General features: G+C 51.3%; 15 protein-coding genes and 2 pseudogenes. 14 read left to right on the forward strand and 3 right to left on the reverse strand.

The annotated features are described in order from the left end of the window. A pseudogene (locus QZN53_RS06450) lies at positions 1-343 on the reverse strand (nodulation efficiency protein D (NfeD) family protein); the annotation flags it as partial. 372 nt (positions 344-715) lie between these two features. On the opposite strand from QZN53_RS06450, the gene QZN53_RS06455 reads away from it, so the two are divergent. The 6 genes from QZN53_RS06455 to QZN53_RS06480 all read left to right on the forward strand — a co-directional run bounded on the left by QZN53_RS06455 (position 716) and on the right by QZN53_RS06480 (position 10,139). Further along, the gene (locus QZN53_RS06455) at positions 716-2,824 is read left to right on the forward strand and encodes a T9SS type A sorting domain-containing protein (RefSeq protein ID WP_294652112.1); all 2,109 of its coding nucleotides are present in this window, start codon (positions 716-718) and stop codon (positions 2,822-2,824) included. Positions 2,825-3,190: 366 nt separating this feature from the next. Continuing rightward, complete coding sequence (gene leuA2, locus QZN53_RS06460) at positions 3,191-4,762, forward strand: 2-isopropylmalate synthase LeuA2 (protein ID WP_163438086.1); 1,572 nt, start codon at positions 3,191-3,193, stop codon at positions 4,760-4,762. A 66-nt stretch (positions 4,763-4,828) separates the two neighbouring features. Then, positions 4,829-6,904, forward strand: a complete 2,076-nt coding sequence (locus QZN53_RS06465; protein ID WP_163438087.1) for a hypothetical protein — start codon at positions 4,829-4,831, stop codon at positions 6,902-6,904. A gap of 25 nt (positions 6,905-6,929) precedes the next feature. Beyond that, positions 6,930-7,289: a hypothetical protein gene (locus QZN53_RS06470; RefSeq protein WP_163438089.1), complete on the forward strand. Its 360-nt coding sequence runs from the start codon at positions 6,930-6,932 to the stop codon at positions 7,287-7,289. Between the two features lie 39 nt (positions 7,290-7,328). After that, positions 7,329-8,894 carry a fibrobacter succinogenes major paralogous domain-containing protein gene (locus QZN53_RS06475; protein WP_163438091.1) on the forward strand — a complete coding sequence of 522 codons (1,566 nt, stop codon included), beginning with the start codon at positions 7,329-7,331 and terminating at the stop codon, positions 8,892-8,894. Positions 8,895-8,897: 3 nt separating this feature from the next. Further along, on the forward strand, positions 8,898-10,139 hold the full coding sequence (locus QZN53_RS06480; RefSeq protein WP_163438093.1) for a pyridoxal phosphate-dependent aminotransferase: 1,242 nt from the start codon (positions 8,898-8,900) through the stop codon (positions 10,137-10,139). A 12-nt stretch (positions 10,140-10,151) separates the two neighbouring features. Here QZN53_RS06480 and QZN53_RS06485 read toward each other — a convergent pair whose 3' ends face one another. Then, positions 10,152-11,291, reverse strand: coding sequence for a DegT/DnrJ/EryC1/StrS aminotransferase family protein (locus tag QZN53_RS06485; protein WP_163438095.1), 1,140 nt, complete (start codon positions 11,289-11,291; stop codon positions 10,152-10,154). 102 nt (positions 11,292-11,393) lie between these two features. On the opposite strand from QZN53_RS06485, the gene rpsT reads away from it, so the two are divergent. The 7 genes and pseudogenes from rpsT to QZN53_RS06520 all read left to right on the forward strand — a co-directional run bounded on the left by rpsT (position 11,394) and on the right by QZN53_RS06520 (position 18,841). Further along, positions 11,394-11,654, forward strand: coding sequence for a 30S ribosomal protein S20 (rpsT, locus tag QZN53_RS06490; RefSeq protein WP_072797405.1), 261 nt, complete (start codon positions 11,394-11,396; stop codon positions 11,652-11,654). A 95-nt stretch (positions 11,655-11,749) separates the two neighbouring features. Further along, complete coding sequence (locus QZN53_RS06495; RefSeq protein WP_294652120.1) at positions 11,750-12,583, forward strand: mechanosensitive ion channel family protein; 834 nt, start codon at positions 11,750-11,752, stop codon at positions 12,581-12,583. Between the two features lie 95 nt (positions 12,584-12,678). After that, a pseudogene (locus QZN53_RS12965) lies at positions 12,679-13,266 on the forward strand (ATP/GTP-binding protein); the annotation flags it as partial. A gap of 395 nt (positions 13,267-13,661) precedes the next feature. Then, the gene (locus tag QZN53_RS06505; protein ID WP_163438098.1) at positions 13,662-14,081 is read left to right on the forward strand and encodes a roadblock/LC7 domain-containing protein; all 420 of its coding nucleotides are present in this window, start codon (positions 13,662-13,664) and stop codon (positions 14,079-14,081) included. A 22-nt stretch (positions 14,082-14,103) separates the two neighbouring features. Next, complete coding sequence (locus QZN53_RS06510; protein WP_294652123.1) at positions 14,104-14,565, forward strand: hypothetical protein; 462 nt, start codon at positions 14,104-14,106, stop codon at positions 14,563-14,565. Positions 14,566-14,570: 5 nt separating this feature from the next. Continuing rightward, the gene (locus QZN53_RS06515; protein ID WP_163438100.1) at positions 14,571-17,459 is read left to right on the forward strand and encodes a hypothetical protein; all 2,889 of its coding nucleotides are present in this window, start codon (positions 14,571-14,573) and stop codon (positions 17,457-17,459) included. A gap of 32 nt (positions 17,460-17,491) precedes the next feature. Further along, positions 17,492-18,841 carry a BamA/TamA family outer membrane protein gene (locus tag QZN53_RS06520; RefSeq protein WP_163438102.1) on the forward strand — a complete coding sequence of 450 codons (1,350 nt, stop codon included), beginning with the start codon at positions 17,492-17,494 and terminating at the stop codon, positions 18,839-18,841. 128 nt (positions 18,842-18,969) lie between these two features. On the opposite strand, the gene QZN53_RS06525 is transcribed toward QZN53_RS06520, so the two are convergent. Further along, positions 18,970-19,944, reverse strand: coding sequence for a KamA family radical SAM protein (locus tag QZN53_RS06525; RefSeq protein ID WP_163438104.1), 975 nt, complete (start codon positions 19,942-19,944; stop codon positions 18,970-18,972). A 41-nt stretch (positions 19,945-19,985) separates the two neighbouring features. Here QZN53_RS06525 and efp point away from each other — a divergent pair, with 41 nt between their 5' ends. Next, positions 19,986-20,570: an elongation factor P gene (gene efp, locus QZN53_RS06530; protein ID WP_072797414.1), complete on the forward strand. Its 585-nt coding sequence runs from the start codon at positions 19,986-19,988 to the stop codon at positions 20,568-20,570. The last annotated feature ends 114 nt before the right edge of the window (positions 20,571-20,684 follow it).

Raw genomic sequence — 20,684 nt, forward strand, 5'->3', positions numbered from 1 at the left:
TCTTTTTCACGAGCGCGATAGTGGTTGGGCCCTTGACGGCCATAATGGTGTCCACTAGGTCGAAGGCTGCGTCGAGGCGACCGCCGAAGGTGTTGATTTCGAAGACGATGTAGTCCGGATTTTCCTGGAGTGCGTCATCGATGGCGCGGGCGCAGAAATCGTACATGGACGGCTCTACGTCACCTTCCAGCTTAATCCAGACTGCATGCTTTTTAGTTTCTTGTGTAATGACCGAATTGGTTGCCGTTTTTGCGGAATCGACGGGGGCGATCGATGTGGTGTCGGCAAGACAGAACGCCGCAAGCACCAAAAGGGTGGAAAAAATACGCTCAAACAACTTCATACCTTCAATATATGAAGATTTTGGCCTAAAAAGTGCAAAATTTCGCGAAAATAGACGGAAAGAATGGGATTGGGACGTGAAATGTCTTTTGTTGTCACACGGATTCGATTTTTCTAACGAAAAATCTTTTTTTTCTCGGAAATGCCGTTAGGCATTTCGAATCAGTGTGACGGTCAAGTTTTCTTTTTCAGATCGAAAATGTCTGTAGATCGCTTGTATTGTCAAAAATTAAGGATTTTTATATTTTTGAGAACATTTTGAAATGTAAAATCTTTAAAAATATCAAATAAATAATGATTTTTGTATTGCTTTTGTTTAATTTTGAGTTTATATTTTGAGAAGAAATTTGAGAACATTTTCAAAAAGGGATGGATGAATATGGTTTCAACAGGTTCCAAAATGGTTTCTAGGGTGGCGCTTGGTGTTGCGTTGCTCGGATTTGCCGGGGCTTATGCCCAGGTGACGCTCAGCTCTGCCGAAGGCTGGCTCGAATCGGCTTTTGCCGAATGGGCTTCCGATGGTTCGGACAGCTACAATGTTTACTATTCGGGCGCGGGCGCAAGCAACGTCAAAGTAGACGGCCAGCTCGTTCGCAAGTACGGCTCCAAGTACCGTGTTGACGTGGTCGGCCTCAAGGCCGGTAGCTATACGCTTAAGGTGGCCTCCGTCAAGGGCGGCAAAGAAGGCGCTTCGACGACTTCGAAGTCCCTTACCGTCAAGGCGCATGATCGCGCAGGCTTTGCCTTTAGCAACGGCCATGTTCCGGGCGCTTACAAGACCGATGGTACGCTCAAGAGCGGCGCCGTGGTTCTCTACATCACGGAATCGACTAAGAATACGGTCAAGCTCGATGTGGTGACGAGCAGCAAGGGTGCCGTAACAGAATGCGTGGGCCTCCAGAATATCTTGACGGCGTTCAAGAAGGGCTACGATACGCGTCCGCTCGCCATTCGCTTGATTGGCAACGTGACCGACCCCGAAGTGACCGACAAGGGTGACATTCTGATTGACATGGGTAAAAAGGAAGGCGGCGCCATGACGATCGAAGGTATCGGTAACGACGCTACGGCAAACGGCTGGGGCATCCGTGTCAAGAACGCTTTCGATGTTGAAATCCGCAACATCGGTGTTATGAATGTCGATTCCGACGAAGGCGACAACATTGGCCTGCAGCAGGATAACCAGTACATTTGGGTGCACAACTGCGACTTCTTCTACGGCCATGCGGGTAGCGATAAGGACCAGGTCAAGGGCGATGGTGCCTTGGACTGCAAAAAGTCCACCTACGTGACCTTCAGCTACAACCACTTCTGGGATAACGGTAAGTCGAACTTGCTCGGCCTTTCCGAAGGTACGACTGACGGTCTCTACATCACTTATCACCACAACTGGTACGACCATTCCGATAGCCGCCACCCGCGCGTGCGCTTCTACAGCGCCCATGTGTACAATAACTACTACGATGGCGTGGCCAAATACGGCGCTGGTTCTACGAAGGGCTCTTCCGTGTTCATGGAAGCGAACTACTTCCGTAATTGCAAGTACCCGATGATGACGTCTATGCAGGGAAGCGACGTGTATGCTGGCGGCACCACTCGCGATACCAAGAACAATCCGACATTCAGCAGCGAAGATGGCGGTACGATCAAGGCTTATAACAACCACATGGAAGGTTCTTACACGTTCATTCCGTATGGTGCAAGCAAGTATGTGCTCAAGGGCTCTGAAACGGCTGCTGGCTCCATCGATACCAAGGCCGACTTTGACGCCTACGTGGTTTCTAGCCGCAACGACAAGGTTCCGAATACGGTCAAGTCTTATGCCGGTGCGAATACCTACAACAACTTCGATACCGACAATTCCGTGATGTACAGCTACACGGCGGATTCTCCGGCGCAGGCCATGGCGAATGTGCGTGCCTATGCGGGCCGCGTGCAGGGAGGTGATTTCAAGTGGACCTTTGACAACTCGGTGGACGATGCCGCTTACGAAGTGAACCAGAAACTGAAAGATGCCTTGATGGCTTACAAGGGCAGCAACGGCGAAGTCATGGAATATGCAAGTTCTTCTTCAGTGAAGCCGGAATCCAGCTCGTCGGTGCAGTCTTCCAGCTCTGAGGCGAAGTCTTCAAGTTCCGAAGCCAAGTCCTCTAGCTCCGAAGAGGTTTCGTCTAGTTCCGAGGCAAAGTCCTCCAGCTCTCAGGAAGAAGTGGAAAGTTCTTCGAGCGAACAATCCCAGGCGATTGCCGTTAAGATGCAGGTTGCTTCTCCGATGCGCTACATTGCTAGCGAAAGCCGTCTTGAAATCAATGCGGATGTGCGCCGCCTGAACATTTTCGATGTGAATGGCCATGTCGTAAAGATGTCGACCGAGGCGGTATCGCAGTCGAGCGTAGACCTGAGTGGCCTTAAGCCGGGAATTTACCTGGTGCGCCTGGTGGCAGGCGGCAAGGCTTACCAGCAAAAAATTGTGAAACGATAGAGTGTCGCATAGTTCTTGCCGCGTTTTCTGAGGTGTTCGGGACGGCAAGAACTTTGTGTGGAGTAGCTCCCGGGCGTGCACGCTCGGGAGTTTTCTATTACTCTTGCCAAAAATCCCTACTTTTATTACTTTTCTGCACATGAACATGATTCTGGATCTACGACTTATTAACCTACTAGGACATTGCGCTGGAGCGCAAGCCGGTTTTTAAGCATAGGTTCAAGACGATTTTAGAGTTTTAACCCAAGGATTTAAACCATAAGGCCCGCTCCAATAAGGACGCGGGCTTTCGTTTTTGAGTCAAATTTCTATTTTTTAGACGAAAAATGAGCTTGCCGCCTTGTTGGACTGGCAAGGAGATAAAAAATGAGCGAAAATAAGAACACGATTGAAAGACAACCCTTCTTTTACGACGTCACTCTGCGTGACGGTAACCAGGCGCTCCCGAAGCCCTGGAACAATGCCCAGAAAAAGGACGTGTACCTGCAACTCTTGAAACTCGGCGTGCAGGGCGCTGAAGTCGGTTTTCCGGCTTCGTCCGAAATGGATTTCGAATCGTGTAAGGAGCTTGCCCAGCTGACCGCCAAGATGGCTGAGGAAGGCGACGAAGTCGCAAAGCGTATCGTGGTCTCTGGCTTGGCCCGCTGTGTGGAAAGCGATATCCAGCGCTGCTGGGAAGCAGTGCAGTATGCTCCGCATCCGCGTATCCACACCTTCCTTGCCACAAGCCCGCTCTCTATGGAACATGTGCTGCACATGACTCCGGAACAGGTGAAGGAAAAGGCCGTTCATTGCGTGAAGTTTGCAAAGTCGCTCGTGGGTGACAAGGGCGATGTGGAATTCAGCGCCGAACATTTTGGCGACTGCCTCGAAAACATGGATTTCGTGATTGATGTGCTGAAGGCCGTGGTCGAAGCCGGTGCGACGACCATCAACCTGCCGAATACGGTCGAACGTTATCGTCCGTTCCTGTACGTGAATCAAATCAAGCAGGTGTACGAAGCCCTGCCGAAGAATATCACGATTTCAGTCCACTGCCACAACGACTTGGGTATGGCAACGGCTGCGACCGTCGAAAGTTTCTTCGTGGGTGCGACCCAGCTGGAAGTTGCCCTGAATGGTCTCGGTGAACGTTGCGGCAACACGAACTTCTACGAAGTCGCAGTCGCGCTGCATAACTCCGGCGTGAATACGGGCCTGCACATGGAACGCATTTATGAAACGGCTATCTTGATTTCTCAGTGGTCGGGTATCAGCATCTATAGTCGCGCTCCGTTGATTGGTGCCGAAGCGATCGTGCACCGTAGCGGCATCCACCAGGATGGCGCCTCTAAGACGAAGGACATGAAGAAGGGCGCCTACCGCCCGATCGATTACTCGATTATCGGTCGTCACCAGAACGATTCGCTCAGCTTCACCAGCCAGAGTGGCCGTACCGCCGTTTATGAAATCATCACGAAGTTCGGCTACAAGATGTCTCTCGCCGAAGCCGCCGAACTGCAGCCGATTCTGAAGGCTTGCAGCGAAAAGGAAGGCGAACTGTCTGCCGAACGCGTGCTGGATGTGTTCCGCGAACATTTCGTGAATGTGAATGGTCGCCTGATTTTCAACAACATCGAAGTCGTGCCCGACGAAAACCGCTTTATCTTCCACTTCAAGAAGGATGGCGAAGCTTTGGTGAAGTCCGTGACGGCCGAAGGCCCGATCGAAGCTGCCCTCATGCTCATGCGTGAAATCGGCATGCCGGTGGAACTCGTGAAGTATCGCCAGCTCGTTGTGCCTGAAAAGGACAAGATGTGGGCTGGCCGAGGTCTCAGCCGCATTGTGCTGAAGGCGAACAACGTCGAAGTCGAAGGCCGCGGTGTGTCAAGCGATACGCTCAAGGCAAACATGCGCGCTCTCTTCGGTGGCGTGAACCTGCTGTATAAAAAGCAGTAGCAGTCTTTAAAAACTCTAGGGCAATGAAAAGAAGGAGGATTTGTGCTACGAGTAATACTATCTATTATGGCAGTAGCCGTGGGGGTCTTTGCTGCAGAGTGGACTGATTTTGCCGCTCAACCGGCAGAAGTTTCTTTAGGCGGGAAATCTTATTACGAGATTTCTTCGGCTAAGGAACTGGCCTGGTTCTCGAAACAGGTCGCTTCGGGCAAAACTGAAATTAATGTAGTCCTGAAAAACGATATCGTTCTTTGGGATTCGGTGTCGGGCGATACCAATTATTGGAACCCTATCGGTCCGTCTGATTCTCTTGCGTTCGAAGGTATCTTCGATGGCGCGGGCAAGACAATCTCGGGAGCGCGTTCCGAGTATTCGCAAGAAAATGTGGATTCCGTTTTTAACGGGTTCTTCAGGTTTGTCGGCGAAAAGGGTGTAGTCAAGAATTTTACGCTAGAAAAGAGTGTCCTTCAGGTGGAACACCTTGGCTCTGATACGCTTTACTCTTTTGATCAGATCGCGAATATGCCGATTTTTTATCCTGTTGTCGGTAACGTGGTGGGGGAAAACCGGGGCCTTGTTGATAGTGTCCGTGTGATTGATTGTGAGGCTGTTGCCATAGGAACCTTTTCTTCGAGAGTGGTGAACTCCGGTTCTACGGCAGCCTCGATAATGGTGAATGCGTATACGATGTATTTGTATGTGGGGGGAGTTGTTGGACACAATCGTGGCTCGGTGACTCATGCTTACGTGAATGGTCTGATTGTTCCCCCTCATAGTACGATGATTTCGATGTACATGGGGGGCGTCGTGGGTGCAAATGAAGGAACCGTTTCGGAATCTCGCGTTGAAGGTGATTTGAAGGATGATTATCCTTCGGTAATGGCAGGTATTTGTGGATTAAACAGGGGAACGCTTGACCATGTCAAGATGGTCGGTGACATGTCGACCGTTACTGGACTTGTTGCGGGCATCGTCGGTGAAAATCGTGGCCTTGTAGAGTGGGCGGAATATACGGGCTCTTTGGGACGTGCCGGTGATGGTGGCGTGACGATTGGCGGTATTGCAGCCTATAATTTGGAAAAGATTTCTAAATCCTACTATGGCGTTACCGAGGGGACCAAAACGCTTAAGCTGTCTGCAAGTCTTACGGACCCTTCGGATATGGGGATTAGCCCCGCAGCCTATGCAGGTGGCATTGTGGCGAAACAATCTAATGACGGTGTTGTAGAGGATTGTGGTGTTCGAGCTTCATGGATTATTCTTGGAACCAAAGTTTCTAACACTGTTGGCATGTATACGGGCGGCCTTGTCGGAGCCGATTCGGGTAGCGTCTATAATTCTTACGCAGCGTTTTCTAAAATCTCGGAAGTCGGGAATATGGCTCCGCTTTACAATGTAATCCTGGGTGGTGAGCATGTAGGCAATCATTATGATTCCGTTATGCTGGAAAAAGCTTTCCCTGGCGACACGACCGGGCTCGAACAGTCCCTGATGAAATCTCCGCGATTTGCGTGGATGTTGAATACGAAGTACCAGACGGTAGCGAACCGGAAAATTTGGTGCCACAACGGGAACCACCCTGTACTTGCCCTTGATGGCCGCAAATCTACATACGGCATTGTGCGCTATGTGAATGATCTTGTGCTCGATACGGTCTTTACCGATTGTAGTGGCCTTGCGGTTTGGGGCGATAGTATTTCTGACCCCAATACGGGAAAGAAGATTGGTAACTGGCTCCTCAAAAATGGTGACAAGACCCAGAATGTTGGACCGCAGTACGTGTTCTCTCGTGATACGAGCATATACACATCTGTAGAAAATGCCGATTGGCTCTTGAAAGAAAAGAGCTCCAGTTCCTCGCTGGTAGAAAGTTCGTCGAGTTCTGCGGAACTGGGGTCTTCGTCGGGAACGATTTCGATTCAGGTGCCTTTGGTAAGTGCGTCGTTGAAATATTCAGTGGAAAGAGGTCGAATCTATCTTAGTGGTTTGACTTTTGCAGAACCGGTTGCTCTGTTTGATGTGCAGGGTAATTTGGTAAAGCGAGAAATTTCCACGGGAAGCAACTTATCTATTGCGCTTGAACACCGAGGAATGTATATTTTGAAGTATATGGGAACAAGTTACAGGGTCTTTGTTCCTTAAATGAACAAATGCCTAGAGGTGACTGATGCTTGAACAACTGAAACGTCCTTTCAAGAAACGCTACGACAAGGTTCGCGAAAAAGCGAGCCAGTATGTCGGGCCTGTGAAGGAATCGGTGTCCAAGCTGATGGCCATGCTCCCGAAAATGGAAGCCTTTGCGGGTTCCGAGGATTTGGCGGGCGAGAATGCTGAAGGTGCCGTTATCGATGCCGCAGCAAAGCCGACGGGCATTAAAGGCTTTGTCGCGAAGTTCAAGGATTTCAAAAATTCGCTCAAGGATTTGACGGATTTCCAGAAACTGATTCTTTTGACGATTGCCGTGGTGCTCCCGGCGGGTATCTTTATCGCTGTTGTATTGGCTGGGCTCCTTCGCCGGAAAAAGTAGCGTTTTTTAGTGTTGGGGTGTAAAGTGCTGGGAGGAAACATGAATTCTTTTGCATGTTGCTTTAAAGGAATGATGCTTGTTTTGTTGTCGTTTCTTTTTGTTGCTTGTGGCGACAACGGCTCGAGCTCGGGAGCAGAAGATGAAATTCCCTTTTCGAACGAGATCGCTTCGAGCAGTTCGTACCAACTGCTCCTATCTTCTGCAGATGCAGAAGGGGAGTCGTCGTCGAGTGAAATGCAGACTGAACCGTCCAGCAGCAGCTTTGTGAAAACCTGGGATTACTTGAATCCCGAAATTTCTTACGAGGAGATTGTCGATAAGCGCGACAGCCAGGTCTACAAGATTGTGAAAATCGGCAATCAGTGGTGGATGGCAGAAAACTTGAATTACCGCTATCTGGAGCCCAACTATAAAGTCGATTCGAGCAGTTTCTGCTACAACGATTCCATCCAGTATTGCGAAAAGTATGGTCGTCTGTACCTGTGGAGCGCTGCGGTTGATGGTGCGGGGCTGTTTTCCGACAACGCTAAGGGATGTGGCTACGGGGAGCATTGTGAACCGATTTTACCAGTGCGGGGAGCCTGTCCCGAAGGCTGGCATTTGCCCGATTGGGACGATTGGAGTGAATTGTTCGATTTTGTGGGAGGACAGGGCGCTGCTTCTAAGGCTCTAAAATCGAAGATGGGCTGGAAGGATGGTGCTAATGGTCCTGACGCTTATGGCATGGCTCTGTTTCCGGCCGGTGTCCGGAGCATGGTGGATTTTGGCATGTATTCATGTTTGGACTGTTATGTTGAATTTTGGGTATCCTCGTATAAAGACGATTATATGTCACAAAGTTTGAGTTTTGGCAAGGAAGGACTAGGTTTTGGTCAGGGAACACAGGATTATGCCCATTCGGTCCGCTGCATCAAGGATTTTGATGCGACTGATATTGCCTCTTCCTCGTCGGTTTCGAGTAGCTCAAATGATGCACCGGAATCGTCCTCGTCCCATGAAGAATCGTCTTCTTCTCGCAATAATGAGAGGACTTATACGGATTCCCGCGATGGTCAGGTTTACAGGGCGGTGAAGATTGGTGAGATGGAATGGATGGCACAGAACTTGAACTACGAAACGGAAAACAGCTATTGTGCCTATACCTCTCCCGATAGCTGCGCCAAGTACGGTCGCTATTATAAATGGGCAGATGCCGTTGGCAAAACTGAAGAAGAATGCGGTGAAGGCCACGAGTGCGGACTCGTTAACTACGACTATGCTGAGGGAATTTGTCCTACCGGTTGGCATCTTCCGTCGCAAAAGGAATGGTACGCCCTTATGGATGCTATTGACGGTCAAAAACCAACGACGACGAAAATGCTGAAGGCGAAAGATGGTTGGTCTGATGGGGCCGAAGGTACCGACGATTACGGCTTTTCTGCTTACCCCGGTGGATTATGGTATGGTGATGACGACTTTTTCTATGAAAAAAGTGCCTATTTCTGGGTGTCTACGGAGTACTCCGCTGATTTGGCAATTTCTGCGAGAATTGAAGAAGACAACACCATTTGGGTTCCGCCCGAGTATAAGCATTTTGGGATGAATGTCCGCTGCATCAGGAATTAGTCTATGAAGCTTTCATCCCGACTCCCCAAAGATCTGTCTCCATCGCCGTTCTTTGCTGAACTGGAACGCGCGAAGGCGTGTGCGAAAAAGGATGCTGCCGAGGGCGGTCTTTCGTTCATCGACATGACGGTTTCTTCGCCTGTGAAGGCGGGGCTGCCGATTGATTTGGACGCGGTGGTGGAGTCGGCTCGAAATGGCTTCGGTTGCTGGAATCCGGACGCGGCTGGCTGGAAGTCGGCACGCGAAGCGGTGGTGGAATATTACCGTGAGCGCGGTGGTAACTTTACCGCAGGCCAGATTATTCTGACCGCAAGTACCAGCGAAGCTTACTCTGTTTTGTTCAAGACTTTCTGCGATCCGGGCGACGTGATTCTGACGCCGATGCCGGGATATCCGCTCTTGGACACTCTTGCGCAGTTGGAACATTTGGAATGTGCTCCGTATTTTCTGCAACTGAAGCGAGAGAAGTCTTCTTTTAGATTCGTTCTTGATTCCGACAGTTTGCTGGCTGCTCCGGAAAAGGCGAAGATTTTGCTGCTGGTTTCGCCGCATAACCCGACGGGTCATTGCGTTTCTCGCGAAGAATGGAATGTGGCGGTTCGCTTCTGCGAAGAAAACGACATGATTCTCGTGGTCGATGAAGTCTTCGGCGATTACGGCTTTTCGAACAAGGCCCAGCGCAGTTGGAAGTACGTTTTAGGCGAGGAACATCTCTGGGATGCTGGCGGTAACGACTTGATCAACCTTCCTGAAAACGGTCCCAAGTGCCCGATATTCTGGCTGAACGGCTTAAGCAAGGCCGTAGGCTCGCCGCAGCTCAAGCTCGGATGGATGGCCTTCTACGCCCCGCGTGAACGATTCGAAGAAATCCGCGCGGCTCTCGAATTTGTAGAAGACGCTTACTTGAGCGTGTCCGCTCCGGCGCAGGCTCTCGGCATGTCGCTGTTGCCCAAGGCCGCGGTCTACGAAGCTCAAGTCAAGGAACGCCTGCTTGCCAACTGGCAGACGCTCCGCGAAGCGTTCCCGGCCAAGTACTGCCCCGAGGTTTTGGGCGGCTGGTATGCGGTCGTGCGCCTCGGCGAAGACGACGAGGAACTCACGCTTCGCCTGCTCAAAGAAAAGCATGTGCTGGTGCAGCCCGGATTCTTCTTCGATTTCGACGAAGACGGTTGGGTGGTGATTAGCTTGCTGCAAGAACCCGCAACTTTCAAGGAAGCGGTGCAGCGAATGAAAGAACTGCAATAGCTGACTTTAGGGCTACAGGTGGGCCTTTAGCTTTTCGATAATTTCAGTAACATCGGTGAAGGCGCAGACCGGCAAACTGATGACCTTCCTTGAAACCTTAACCGAATTCGGATCAGGGTGGTCTTCTTCGAGCCAAATAATGCCACCTAGTGGTTCCTTGAGATATTGTCTAAAGCAATACTGATACCGCAGGGCGCTGGGGTAGTGGATGCAGTAGGGAATCTCTGCTGCTTTCAGTTTCTGAATAAAACCTTCGCGATTCTCGGCCAAAACCGTATACTGGGCGTAGGTGCACTTGCATCCATTTTCGATTTTTTGTGGAACAATCTTTTCGCCGGCGGCTGCAGTGCGGTTGTATTCGGCGAAAAAGGCGTCGTACTTGGCCGCGTTTTGGCGCCTGACCCCAAGTTCTTCATCCAAGTGCCTGAGCTTGACTCTGAGAACTGCCGCCTGCAGTGCGTCAAGCCTGCTGTTCATGCCGGCAATTTCGTGCTGGTAGCGCCCGGCGCTTCCGTGGTTTGCAATCATGCGGATCTTTTGGGCGTAATCTTCGTTCGCGGTAAAGAGTGCTCCGCCGTCCCCGTAGCAGCCGAGGGGCTTGCTCGGGTAAAAGCTGGTAATGGCGATGTCTCCGAAGGTGCATGCCATCTGGTTTGTCCTGGCCCCGAATGCCTGTGCGCTGTCCTCGATAATCCAGAGCTTGTGTTCCGTTGCGATTTCGCGCAATTCCTTAAAAGGGGCGCACTGGCCGAACAGGTTTACTGCGATGATGCCCTTGGTGCGCGGTCCAATCAGTTCTTTGACGCTTTTAGGGGCAATTTGCAGGGTTTCTCGGTCAATATCGGCAAATTTGGGAATGCCGCCGAGAAGGGCGACGCATTCTGCAGGGGCGATAAAGGTAAAGTCGGGGACAATCACCTCGTCACCAGGGTGTAAGTCCATGGTCATCAGGGCGATAGTGAGGGCGTCTGTGCCGCTTGCGCAGGTAATCGAGTGGGTGTTTCCGCCCAAATACTCCGAAAGTTCCTTTTCGAGAGCTGCTACCTGGGGGCCTCCTATGTAACAACCGCTGTCCAATACCTCTCGTTCGGCTTTTTCCAGTTCAAAACGGTATTTTTCGCGTTGTGCAGTTAAATTTACAAAGGAAATCATGCGCCCAAAGATATAAATTTTTGCCCACCCCTTGAAAAATTTCCAATATTTACTAACTTTGAACCAACATTTTTAAGTAGGTTTTCACCCGGAGATAATAAGGTGCCTCAACACAAATCTTGCAAAAAGCGTCTGCTTCAGGCCGAAAAGGCCAATGCCATGAACCGTTCTACCCGTTCCGCTATCCGCACCGCCCTCAAGGCTGTCCGTAGCGCAACTTCTAAGGAAGAAGCCCTCAAGGCCATGCCGGCTCTGTTCAGCATGCTCGACAAGGCTGCTGCCAAGGGTCGTGCCGGTTTCTGCGCTAACCGCGTCGCTAACTACAAGGCCAAGGCCGCTAAGGTCGTTAACGGTCTCGCCTAATTAATCGCTAAGTCGATTTAGTGCGAATTTGAATAAGCCGATACACTGTGTGTGTCGGCTGTTCGTGTATATTCAATTTTCTATATTTGTCCATAATGGATTCGATTAGGCTTTTTCTTGAAACCCGTTTTGGCGGAATCCTGGATCATTCCGTGATTCAACGCCTGTTTATCGCGATGCTGCTTTTGGTGGCGGCGCGTCTTCTTTTGATTTTCTTGAAGCATGTCATTAGCCATGCCGAAAACCGTGGGCTTGATTCCTCGGCTAAACCGCTGGTTTATTCGCTATTCTCGTACTGCATCTACATCGTTACTTTGTTGTTAGTGCTGCATGTGCTGGGCGTGAATACCGCAGGCATTGTGGCTCTGGTGGGCGCGGCGAGCTTGGCCGTGGGCCTCGCTTTGAAAGATGCCTTGGCGAACATTGCTTCGGGCTTGCTTTTGTTGTTCCTTCGCCCCTTTAAGGCCGGTGACTACATTGAATGCGGCAACATCAAGGGAAACATCATTGGAATTGGGCTTTTCAATACCACGCTCCGCACGCTGGACGGTTTATACGTTTCTTCGCCGAATACCTCGCTGTGGGGCCAACCGATTGTGAACTTTAGCAAGAATCCGCTCCGCAGGCTTGAAATTACGGTTGGGATTGACTACGGCGATTCCCCGGAAAAGGCACTCGACATCATGCGCGACGTGGTGGCGGGCGAGCCCCTGTTCATGCGCAAGCCGGAACCCCAGTTCTTTGTTTCGGGCCTCGAAGATAGCGCCGTGAACGTGACTTTTAGGGCCTGGACCCGTACTCAGGATTATTTTAACTTGCGCTGGAAATATACCGCCGAAATCAAGAAACGCTTTGTTGAAGAAAAAATTACAATTCCTTTCCCGCAGCGTGTTGTCCATTTCGTGGATCGCCCCCAAGGCCCAGTTTAACTGGTATTCTCGGTTAGAATGCTAAAAAAGCATAAATTATGGTCTACGAAATTATTTTTTTATTAGATTTGAGATAGAAATATCAAGGATGTGTAATGTCTTCGATAAATTTTGCTACACGAGAAATTAGTTGTAAAGTCGTTTACTACGGACCAGGCCTTAGTGGAAAGACCACCAATTTGCAGGTGATCCACCAGAAGATGCCTCAGGACAAGCGCACCGACATGGTGTCCCTTGCTACTGAAGGTGACCGTACGCTCTTTTTTGACTTTTTGCCGCTGAACTTGGGGGATATCAAGGGGTTCAAAACTAGATTCCAGCTTTATACGGTTCCCGGTCAGGTCTATTATAACAGTACCCGTAAGCTTGTGCTTCGTGGTGTAGATGGCATTGTCTTTGTGGCGGATTCCCAGAGATCCCGTCAGGCCGAAAACCTGGAAAGTTTGCAGAACCTGCGCCAGAACTTGCAAGACTACGGCATGGATCTGGACGATATGCCTTTTGTGCTCCAGTACAACAAGCGCGATATGGACAACGTGTTCACGCTTGATGAACTGAATGCGGAACTTAACCCGCGCAATGTGCCTTTCTTCCCGGCAACCGCCCATAACGGTAAGGGTGTGGTCACGACCCTTAAGACGATTGCCATGCTCGTGATTGAAAAGTTTAACGTCAAGCAGGGATTCCTCCGCCAGGCGGCAGCCAATGTCGGTAATACCGGCGTTCACGATGTGTCGCTCACCAAGGAAGGTGTCTCTGTCAAGGCTGCTCAGCCTGCAGCTCCGGCTCAGCCTGCTGCTGCTCCTGCTGCACCTGCTCAGCCGGCATCTCCGTTCCGCATGCCTTCGTTTGCGGCAAAACCGCCTTCAGCGGCTCCTGCCCAACCTTCGACTGCCGGCGCCGGTCTGTTCCAAAAGGGAGCGACATCCTCGCCGTTTGGTCGTCCGCGTGCAGCAACCACCGTACCCCGTATGCCGACTTTCGGTCGCGATGTGGCCAAACCCGCAGCCGATGCCGATGACGAAATTGAATTGCGTCCGTACGTACCTAAGAAGAAGTAATTTAACGAAGGTGCATAATGAGCGATTTTACCATTTATTCTGATGATGCCGCCAAGGTCCAGCGTTTAATGACTGCCTACCAGGCGAGTGTCAAGGCCGAATATATTGTTCTTTGCCATCGTGACGGATCGATTATTGCTGAAGTTGGCTCTTTGGGTATCGATGCTACTCCGCTTGCCGTGCTTAGCACCGCTTCGTTCGACTCTGCCCGCCAGGTGGGTATGATGCTCGGTGGCGAAAACTTCCAGGCTGTGTCTTTCTCGGGTGAAAACCGTTCCATCTACATTGCTCCTGTAGACCAGGCGCTCTTGTTGGTGCAGATTTTCCCGGGCTCCAAGCTTCCGAACCGTATCGAAGACTTTAACCGCCTGTTGGTCGAAAAACTGGTCGACGCTGTTCCTGCCTTTACGCAGAACACCAGCCGTCTGGTTCGTTAAACATTTGATCTAGGACTGCCTTGTGACAAAACTTCCTCCGCTTCGCAACTTGCGGAAAACGACGATTGTCGTGATGGTGGTCTTTCTTGGATTTTTGATTCACCGAATCGTGGTTGCCTTGCATGGCGCCGAAACCATTTGGAATTCTGCCGATACAGAACTTTCCATGGCGCAAAGCGTTGTCTGCAGCCATATTGTGAACGGATCCCCGTTCGGTGTGGATAGCGTATTCGAAGAGGGAATGCGCCTTTATTATTACTCCACGGTATCGTCGGCGTTGCAACTTGGTGATGACACCTTGATGCACATTTGGTTTAACGGAGCCGACACGGTACAAAAGCTTGCATGCGATATGACGCAAGATGTGTGCCTTACGACGATTGTGCCGAATCTTTTGAAACCGGGCGAGTGGAGTGTGGACTTGGTGGCTGGGCGCAAATTGCTTTCGACCCGCCAGTTTATCGTAGAACCTAGCGAAAGGTAAGCCCCATGTCCCGGCAGTTCTGGTTGGGACTTCTTTTGCTTTCTGTACTCGCATGGGGTATGGATACGGATTCCTTGCCGGTTTGGGATCCGGCAATGCTTGTGCGTGGTAATTCGTCTGCTCAAATTGCCGATGCATCAACTCGCAAAGATTCTTTGGAAACACACGGCTACAAGACCGTTCAAATTACGGTGGGCGATGGCGGAACCCAGGTAGACCAAGAGCTTCGCCTCTCGATACAGGGGCGGCTTACCGACAGCGTCTATATTGATGCGCTCCTTTCCGATGTGGGGCGCCGTGCGGGCGACCAGACGACAGCGACTTTGCGCGAGGTGGACCAGATTTATTTCCGCGTAGAATCACCGCATTACTTTTTGCACTTGGGCGATTTGACGTGGGTGGATTCGACCATGGGGTTCACTGGAATATCGCGAGCCTCGCTTGGTGCCATGGGTGGCGTTCGTGGTGATTTCGGTGGCGGTTATGCGCAGGTACGTGGCGTCATCGGTACCGACGAGGTGCAACATTTTGCGCGAACGTTTAATGGCGTGAGTGGTCAACAGTTGGGTTATTCGTTGGATGGCTACGGTAGCTTTATTGCCGTGGTGCCGCAGTCCGAAACGGTTTGGCTGAATGGAACAAAGCTTACTCGCGGTAAAGATTACTTGGTGAATTATGCGGGTGGCATGCTCGATTTTAAAGGTTCTGTGTTGCCGAGCTTTGATGACGAAATCCGCGTGGAATACGACGCCTATGAAAACGACAACATATACATGCTCAAGGGCGCTGCGGCAAGCTATAGGCATCCGAACTTGTATTTGGATGTTTCTGGCTTTAGGCTCGAAAACGATGTGGACCGCTTAAAACGCGGCGTGTGGACCGATGACGATTACGCCATGCTTAAGGCGGACCGCGGTGATGATTTTGTGCGCGACGATACGTTGCCTCCCTTGAACAGGCCCGACAGAACGGAGCGTATGAACGCTCGTATTCGTTTGCAACAGAATCGCCAGTTCTATGCAGACTTTGAAATGGCGATGAACCGCACCGATACAAACATTGTGTCAAAACATGTTGGCGGTAACGAGGGCAAGGCATTCCGTTGGTATGTGACGAGCGATTCCACCCGCGACCTGGTGCATTTCCCGATTGCAATGTCGGTGTACGGGAACCGAGTGCAGCAAGGCTTTGATATTCTGAAACATCCGGGTTCTGATCTGGATTGGAATCTTTACGGCCTCCGCGATAGCTGGGACTTGGCGTATAGCGATTCCGCTTTCTTGAACGATGACTTGTTGCACGATGAATTTACGATGCGTGCGCGGTTTGCAAAAGAATGGTTCGGGTCTGCGCAGTGGGGCTACCGCCGTAATGCCGACGAAGACTGGAATTCTTCGCGAGTGCAGCTGGGCGTGCAGCATCGCAATCGAAATGCCTTGGGCGAACTTGCGTTGATTCGCGTGGCAAGCTTGCAAGACCGAGAAATGGAACGCTATCAGGGAACGGCGAATGCCGAATTCTTGCAGGGGATGGTTCGCCCGTTTGGCGCCGGCGACTTGCGCTTTACGAAAATCAATCTGGATGAAGTTGAAGACGAGGTGGTTTACGGTAAGTCTTCGGGCGGATTAGGAATTTATTTTGACCGAGGCGAAATACGTGAAAGCGTAGGCGGGCGAATGGCCAAGCGCCGTGGCGATACCTATGGCGATGAATGGGCCGATTCCTTGTGGGCGGCCACCTGGGTGCAAGAGGCGAGTTATAACAGTCGCTACTTTACGCTGTCGCACTTGCTGCAATACGAACGCATGCGCACGGATTCTTTGGAAAGCGAAAACAGCTGGCTGGCCAATTTGAATTCTCGCTTTGGCGGCGAAGAACTTGGCTGGCAGGGCAATGTATCGTATAAATTGGGCCTTACCGAAGAACAGATTTATACTGCGGTCTACAAGGCGGTGGCGCCGGGTACAGGTGATGTGCGCTACGATAGCTTGACGGCGAGCTATATCGAGGGCGTAGATAACGGCGACTTTGTGTACGAAGGCATGGGCCGTAATGATTCCGTGGGCGCCGTTCTTTCGTCGGATGCGGCGTTCGATATTGAACTTCGCTTTAATCCGGGACTTGTTTTTGGCGTCCGCGACGGATTCTTGCGCGATGTGACCTTTGGCGGTTCCTACGAGGGCGAAGGGAGCGATACCACGGGCAAAAGGATCTACTTCCCGCCGGTTACGACTTCGCAACTGCACCGCATGACATCGGGCCGTATGGCTGTCGAGGGTTTGGTCGATTGGCAACACCCCTCGGGCGTGTCGCTTGCGTATAAGCCGGGCGCCTCGTTCGATAAAAAGCTTTCTTCAATCTCGTATTACGAAACCTCTTACTCGCATGAATTCGAAGCGGGCTACCGCATTAATTTGGACCACTTTGTGGGCGGCACGCTCTTGATTCAAGAAAATGAACTTTCGGCGATGCAGGAATGGAACTGGGATATTTACGACGGAACGCTGCGCTACCGCTTTGACTTTTTGCAGGGATTCTTTGTGCAACCGCTCGGGCGTTACCGCAAAGGCGAAGGATCCGACGGCACGGGCTACGAAAGCGGAGACTTTGAAGCCGACCTTTGGGAAGGCGCTTTGCGCGTCGGTTACAATCGCCAGAAAAAGGTGAATTCCTACGCAAACTTCTCGGTGGTGCAGGTTGAAAGCCATGGCGACATAATCCCGTACCAAGTGATGGATGGCTATAGCGATGGTCGTACGTATCGTTTTGAATTTTCGCTCTTGGTTGATTTGAATGACTTTTTGTCGATGGGTTGCAGTTACATTTTGCGGTTTGGCGACGCCGAAGAGAATATCTTCCAGAAGCTTAGCACCGAAGCGAGGGCGTACTTCTGATGTGTAATGTGCGATGTGTGATTTTAATAATGATGCTCTTTGCAACTTTCGTGATGGCGAAGGGCGAGGGCGCGTGTACTGTTGACAGCATCTCATGGGTTGGAGATCATTCTGAATTTGATGAGTTGCAGATGGATGGCGCGAAGGGCTTGCCTTGCGATGCCTGGAAACTGCAAGCGGATAAGCTTATCCGCTATTATGAAAATCGAGGATTCCTGTCGGCAAAGCTTTCGGGCGAACTGGATTCGGCCGGCGTGCTGACTGTTCAATTGGACCGCGGCATTCCTTGGGTGTGGGCAGACCCCGAGAACATGGATTCTTCGGGAAGCGATATCGAAGTGTTTCGCCGGCAAACGAAAATCGAACCGGGTAAACTTGTGTCACCGCTTGAACTGGAACGCTCTGACATGAAAATGGCGAGCTTGGGCTATTACAACCGTACGGCTCCTGTACAGATGTTCCGCGATCCGGTTCGCAACCGCATTATTCCGGTGTACCACATGCAGGCGGCCTCGGTGTCCGAGGCGTATGCGCTCCTGACTTATTCCAGCGAAACCGACGAGTGGGAAGGCAACGTGAATGTGGCTCTCTATAACATTCGCGGAACCGCCCGCGACTTGACTTTGGAAGGCTATACTGCAGACGATGCCCGCAGGCTAGAGGGCTCGTACAAGGAACCGTGGATTTTCGGTACCGAATGGAATGTGATTGCCCGCGGTTATTTTGACGAAGACTCTTCGGAACGCGATGCCTATGGCGAGCTTGGAATTTCGCGAGATATCGGTTTTGACTTTACCGTGGGCGTGTTCGTTGGCATCGGGAGCAATCGCAAGACATCTTCGCTTGAACTCTCTTACGTGTCGCTTGATCGATTTGTGCTGCCGCGCTCGGGCACGCGCTTCAACGGCTCGATTGTTTGGAATATGGCTCGTCCCGATTCCTTGGACAATTACCTGAAGGCCTCGGCCAAATTCTCGCGGTATATTCCTTTGTTCGGCAATTGGATTACGCGCTTTAGCGGGGCCGCCGGCGGAATCTTCCCGACGGATGCGGACTTGGACCGCTTCGACTATTTTGCGTTGGGCGGCATGGATAGCTTCAAGGGCATGGATGTGCGCTTTATGCGGACTCGCGCTTACGGGTATTCCGAATTCGCGCTCTTGTGGCAAGATGGTTACGACTTGAGCATTGAAGCTTTCTATCAGCCGGGGCTTTACCGCGCCTTCAGCCGCCCTGACCGTGGCTGGAAACGTGAGCATGATTACGGCGTCGCCTTTACGCAGTACCGCGGCAACTGGAGCGTGAACCTGTACTACGCCCTCCGCAACGGCGAGAATTACCTCGACGGCATCATCGGCTTCGGCCTAAAGACCTTGTTCTAAAAAAGGTTGACGATCAAGTTCTTAAAGATTGTCTCACTGATTCGATTTTACTAACGTAAAATCAGATTTGGTACAGGAACGAAGGGACTGTACAATTCGTGTGACACCAATAGAGTTTATTGCCCGAATTAAACGGGAGTTTTACTCTTCTCGCCGGCGATTTCTCGTACAAGTTTCGGCACCAGGTAGCCGGGCAACTTGGTGCGGATTTCTGCAATCAGCTTGCGGGCTTCGTCATCGCTCACTTCAAAGTGGGCAACTCCGTTCGCATGGTCTAGCTGGTGCAAGTAGTAGGGGAGTACGCCCTGTTCAAAAAGCTTGCGGCACAAGGCGTTGAGCTTGGCGGCGTCATCGCTGATTCCCCGCAGCAACACGCTCTGGTTCAAGAGCGTCCAGCCGCTAAAGCGCAACTGTGCAAAAACGGTCGCCGATTCTTCGTCGAGTTCGTCGGCGTGGTCCACATGCGACACCAGCACGCAGCTAAACCTTGCCGGAAGTTCGCGCAACAATTCAAAATGCTGCATCACCAAGTCCGGGCGCATCACGGGGAGGCGCGTATGGATTCTGAGTGTGGTGACCGAGGGGTGCATCGCAATCGCTTCAATCAGTTCGCGGAAGGCGCCGGGACCGAGAGTCAGCGGGTCGCCGCCCGAAAGAATCACTTCCCAAACGTCGGTGTGGGTGTCGAGCCAGTGGCTCACCTGGCGTGCAACATCGGGTGTGTTCTGGAAAGGGTAGTTCTTGCGAAAACAGAAACGGCAACGGGCACCGCAGGTGGCGGTCGAGACAATCAAGGCGCGCTGGTCGTATTTCTGGATGACGCAGTCGGATTTTCCGGCCGGTAAATCGCCCACGGGGTCGTCTACAAATCCATCGACCTTCTTGAGTTCGTCTTTGGTCGGCAAAATTTCGCGCAACAGGGCGGCGGGGTCGCTCGCCTTCTTGATTAGGTCGGCATAATGCCTAGAACAAAGGAACGGAAACTTCGGATTCAGGTCAAGATCGGCAAGTGCGGTGGTTTTGGCGATGATTGTCGCCAAATCGGATCCCAAATAGTCCAAAAAGTCAGGGATTTGCGTGAAAACTTTTGAGGAGTCGTCCATTATATTGCTAAATTTAGAATCAAAATCAACAAGAGGATAATATGGGTACTGTAAGCACCAACGAATTCCGCAAGAAACTTAAAATCATGGTTGATGGTCAGCCGTACGAAATCATTGAAAACCAGTTCGTGAAGCCGGGTAAGGGTCAGGCCTTTAACCGCGTTCGCATCAAGAACTTGGTGACTGGCCGCACCCTCGAACGCACCTGGAAGAGTGGCGATACGGTTGAAGAAGCCGACGTGACCTTCACCGAAATGACTTACCTCTACAACGACGGTTCTACCTGGTACTTCCTGAACAACGAAACTCAGGAAACCGAAGAAATCGCTAAGGAAGCCCTCAATGGCTGCGAAGTTTGGCTCCTCGATGGCGCTACTGTCGAAGTCACTTGGTGGAAGGACCCGAAGACTCAGGCAACGCTTCCGATCGAAGTGATTCCGCCTACCTTCGTTGACCTCATGATCATCGACGCTCCTCCGGCAGTCCAGGGCAACACCAGCGGTAACGTGATGCGTGAATGCACCGTCGAAACCGGCGCCAAGGTGATGATTCCGCTCTTCATCGAAAACAATACCAAGATCCGCGTGGATACCCGCGACGGTTCTTACCTCGAAAGAGCTAAGTAATCGTTTTTAAAAACGACTTTAAAAGCCTCGTCCAAGCGACGGGGCTTTTTTGTATGAGTGTCACACTGATTCGATTTTACTAACGTAAAATCAGATTTGATTTTTTTTCCCGAC

This window comes from uncultured Fibrobacter sp., assembly GCF_900316465.1.
Lineage (GTDB): Bacteria > Fibrobacterota > Fibrobacteria > Fibrobacterales > Fibrobacteraceae > Fibrobacter.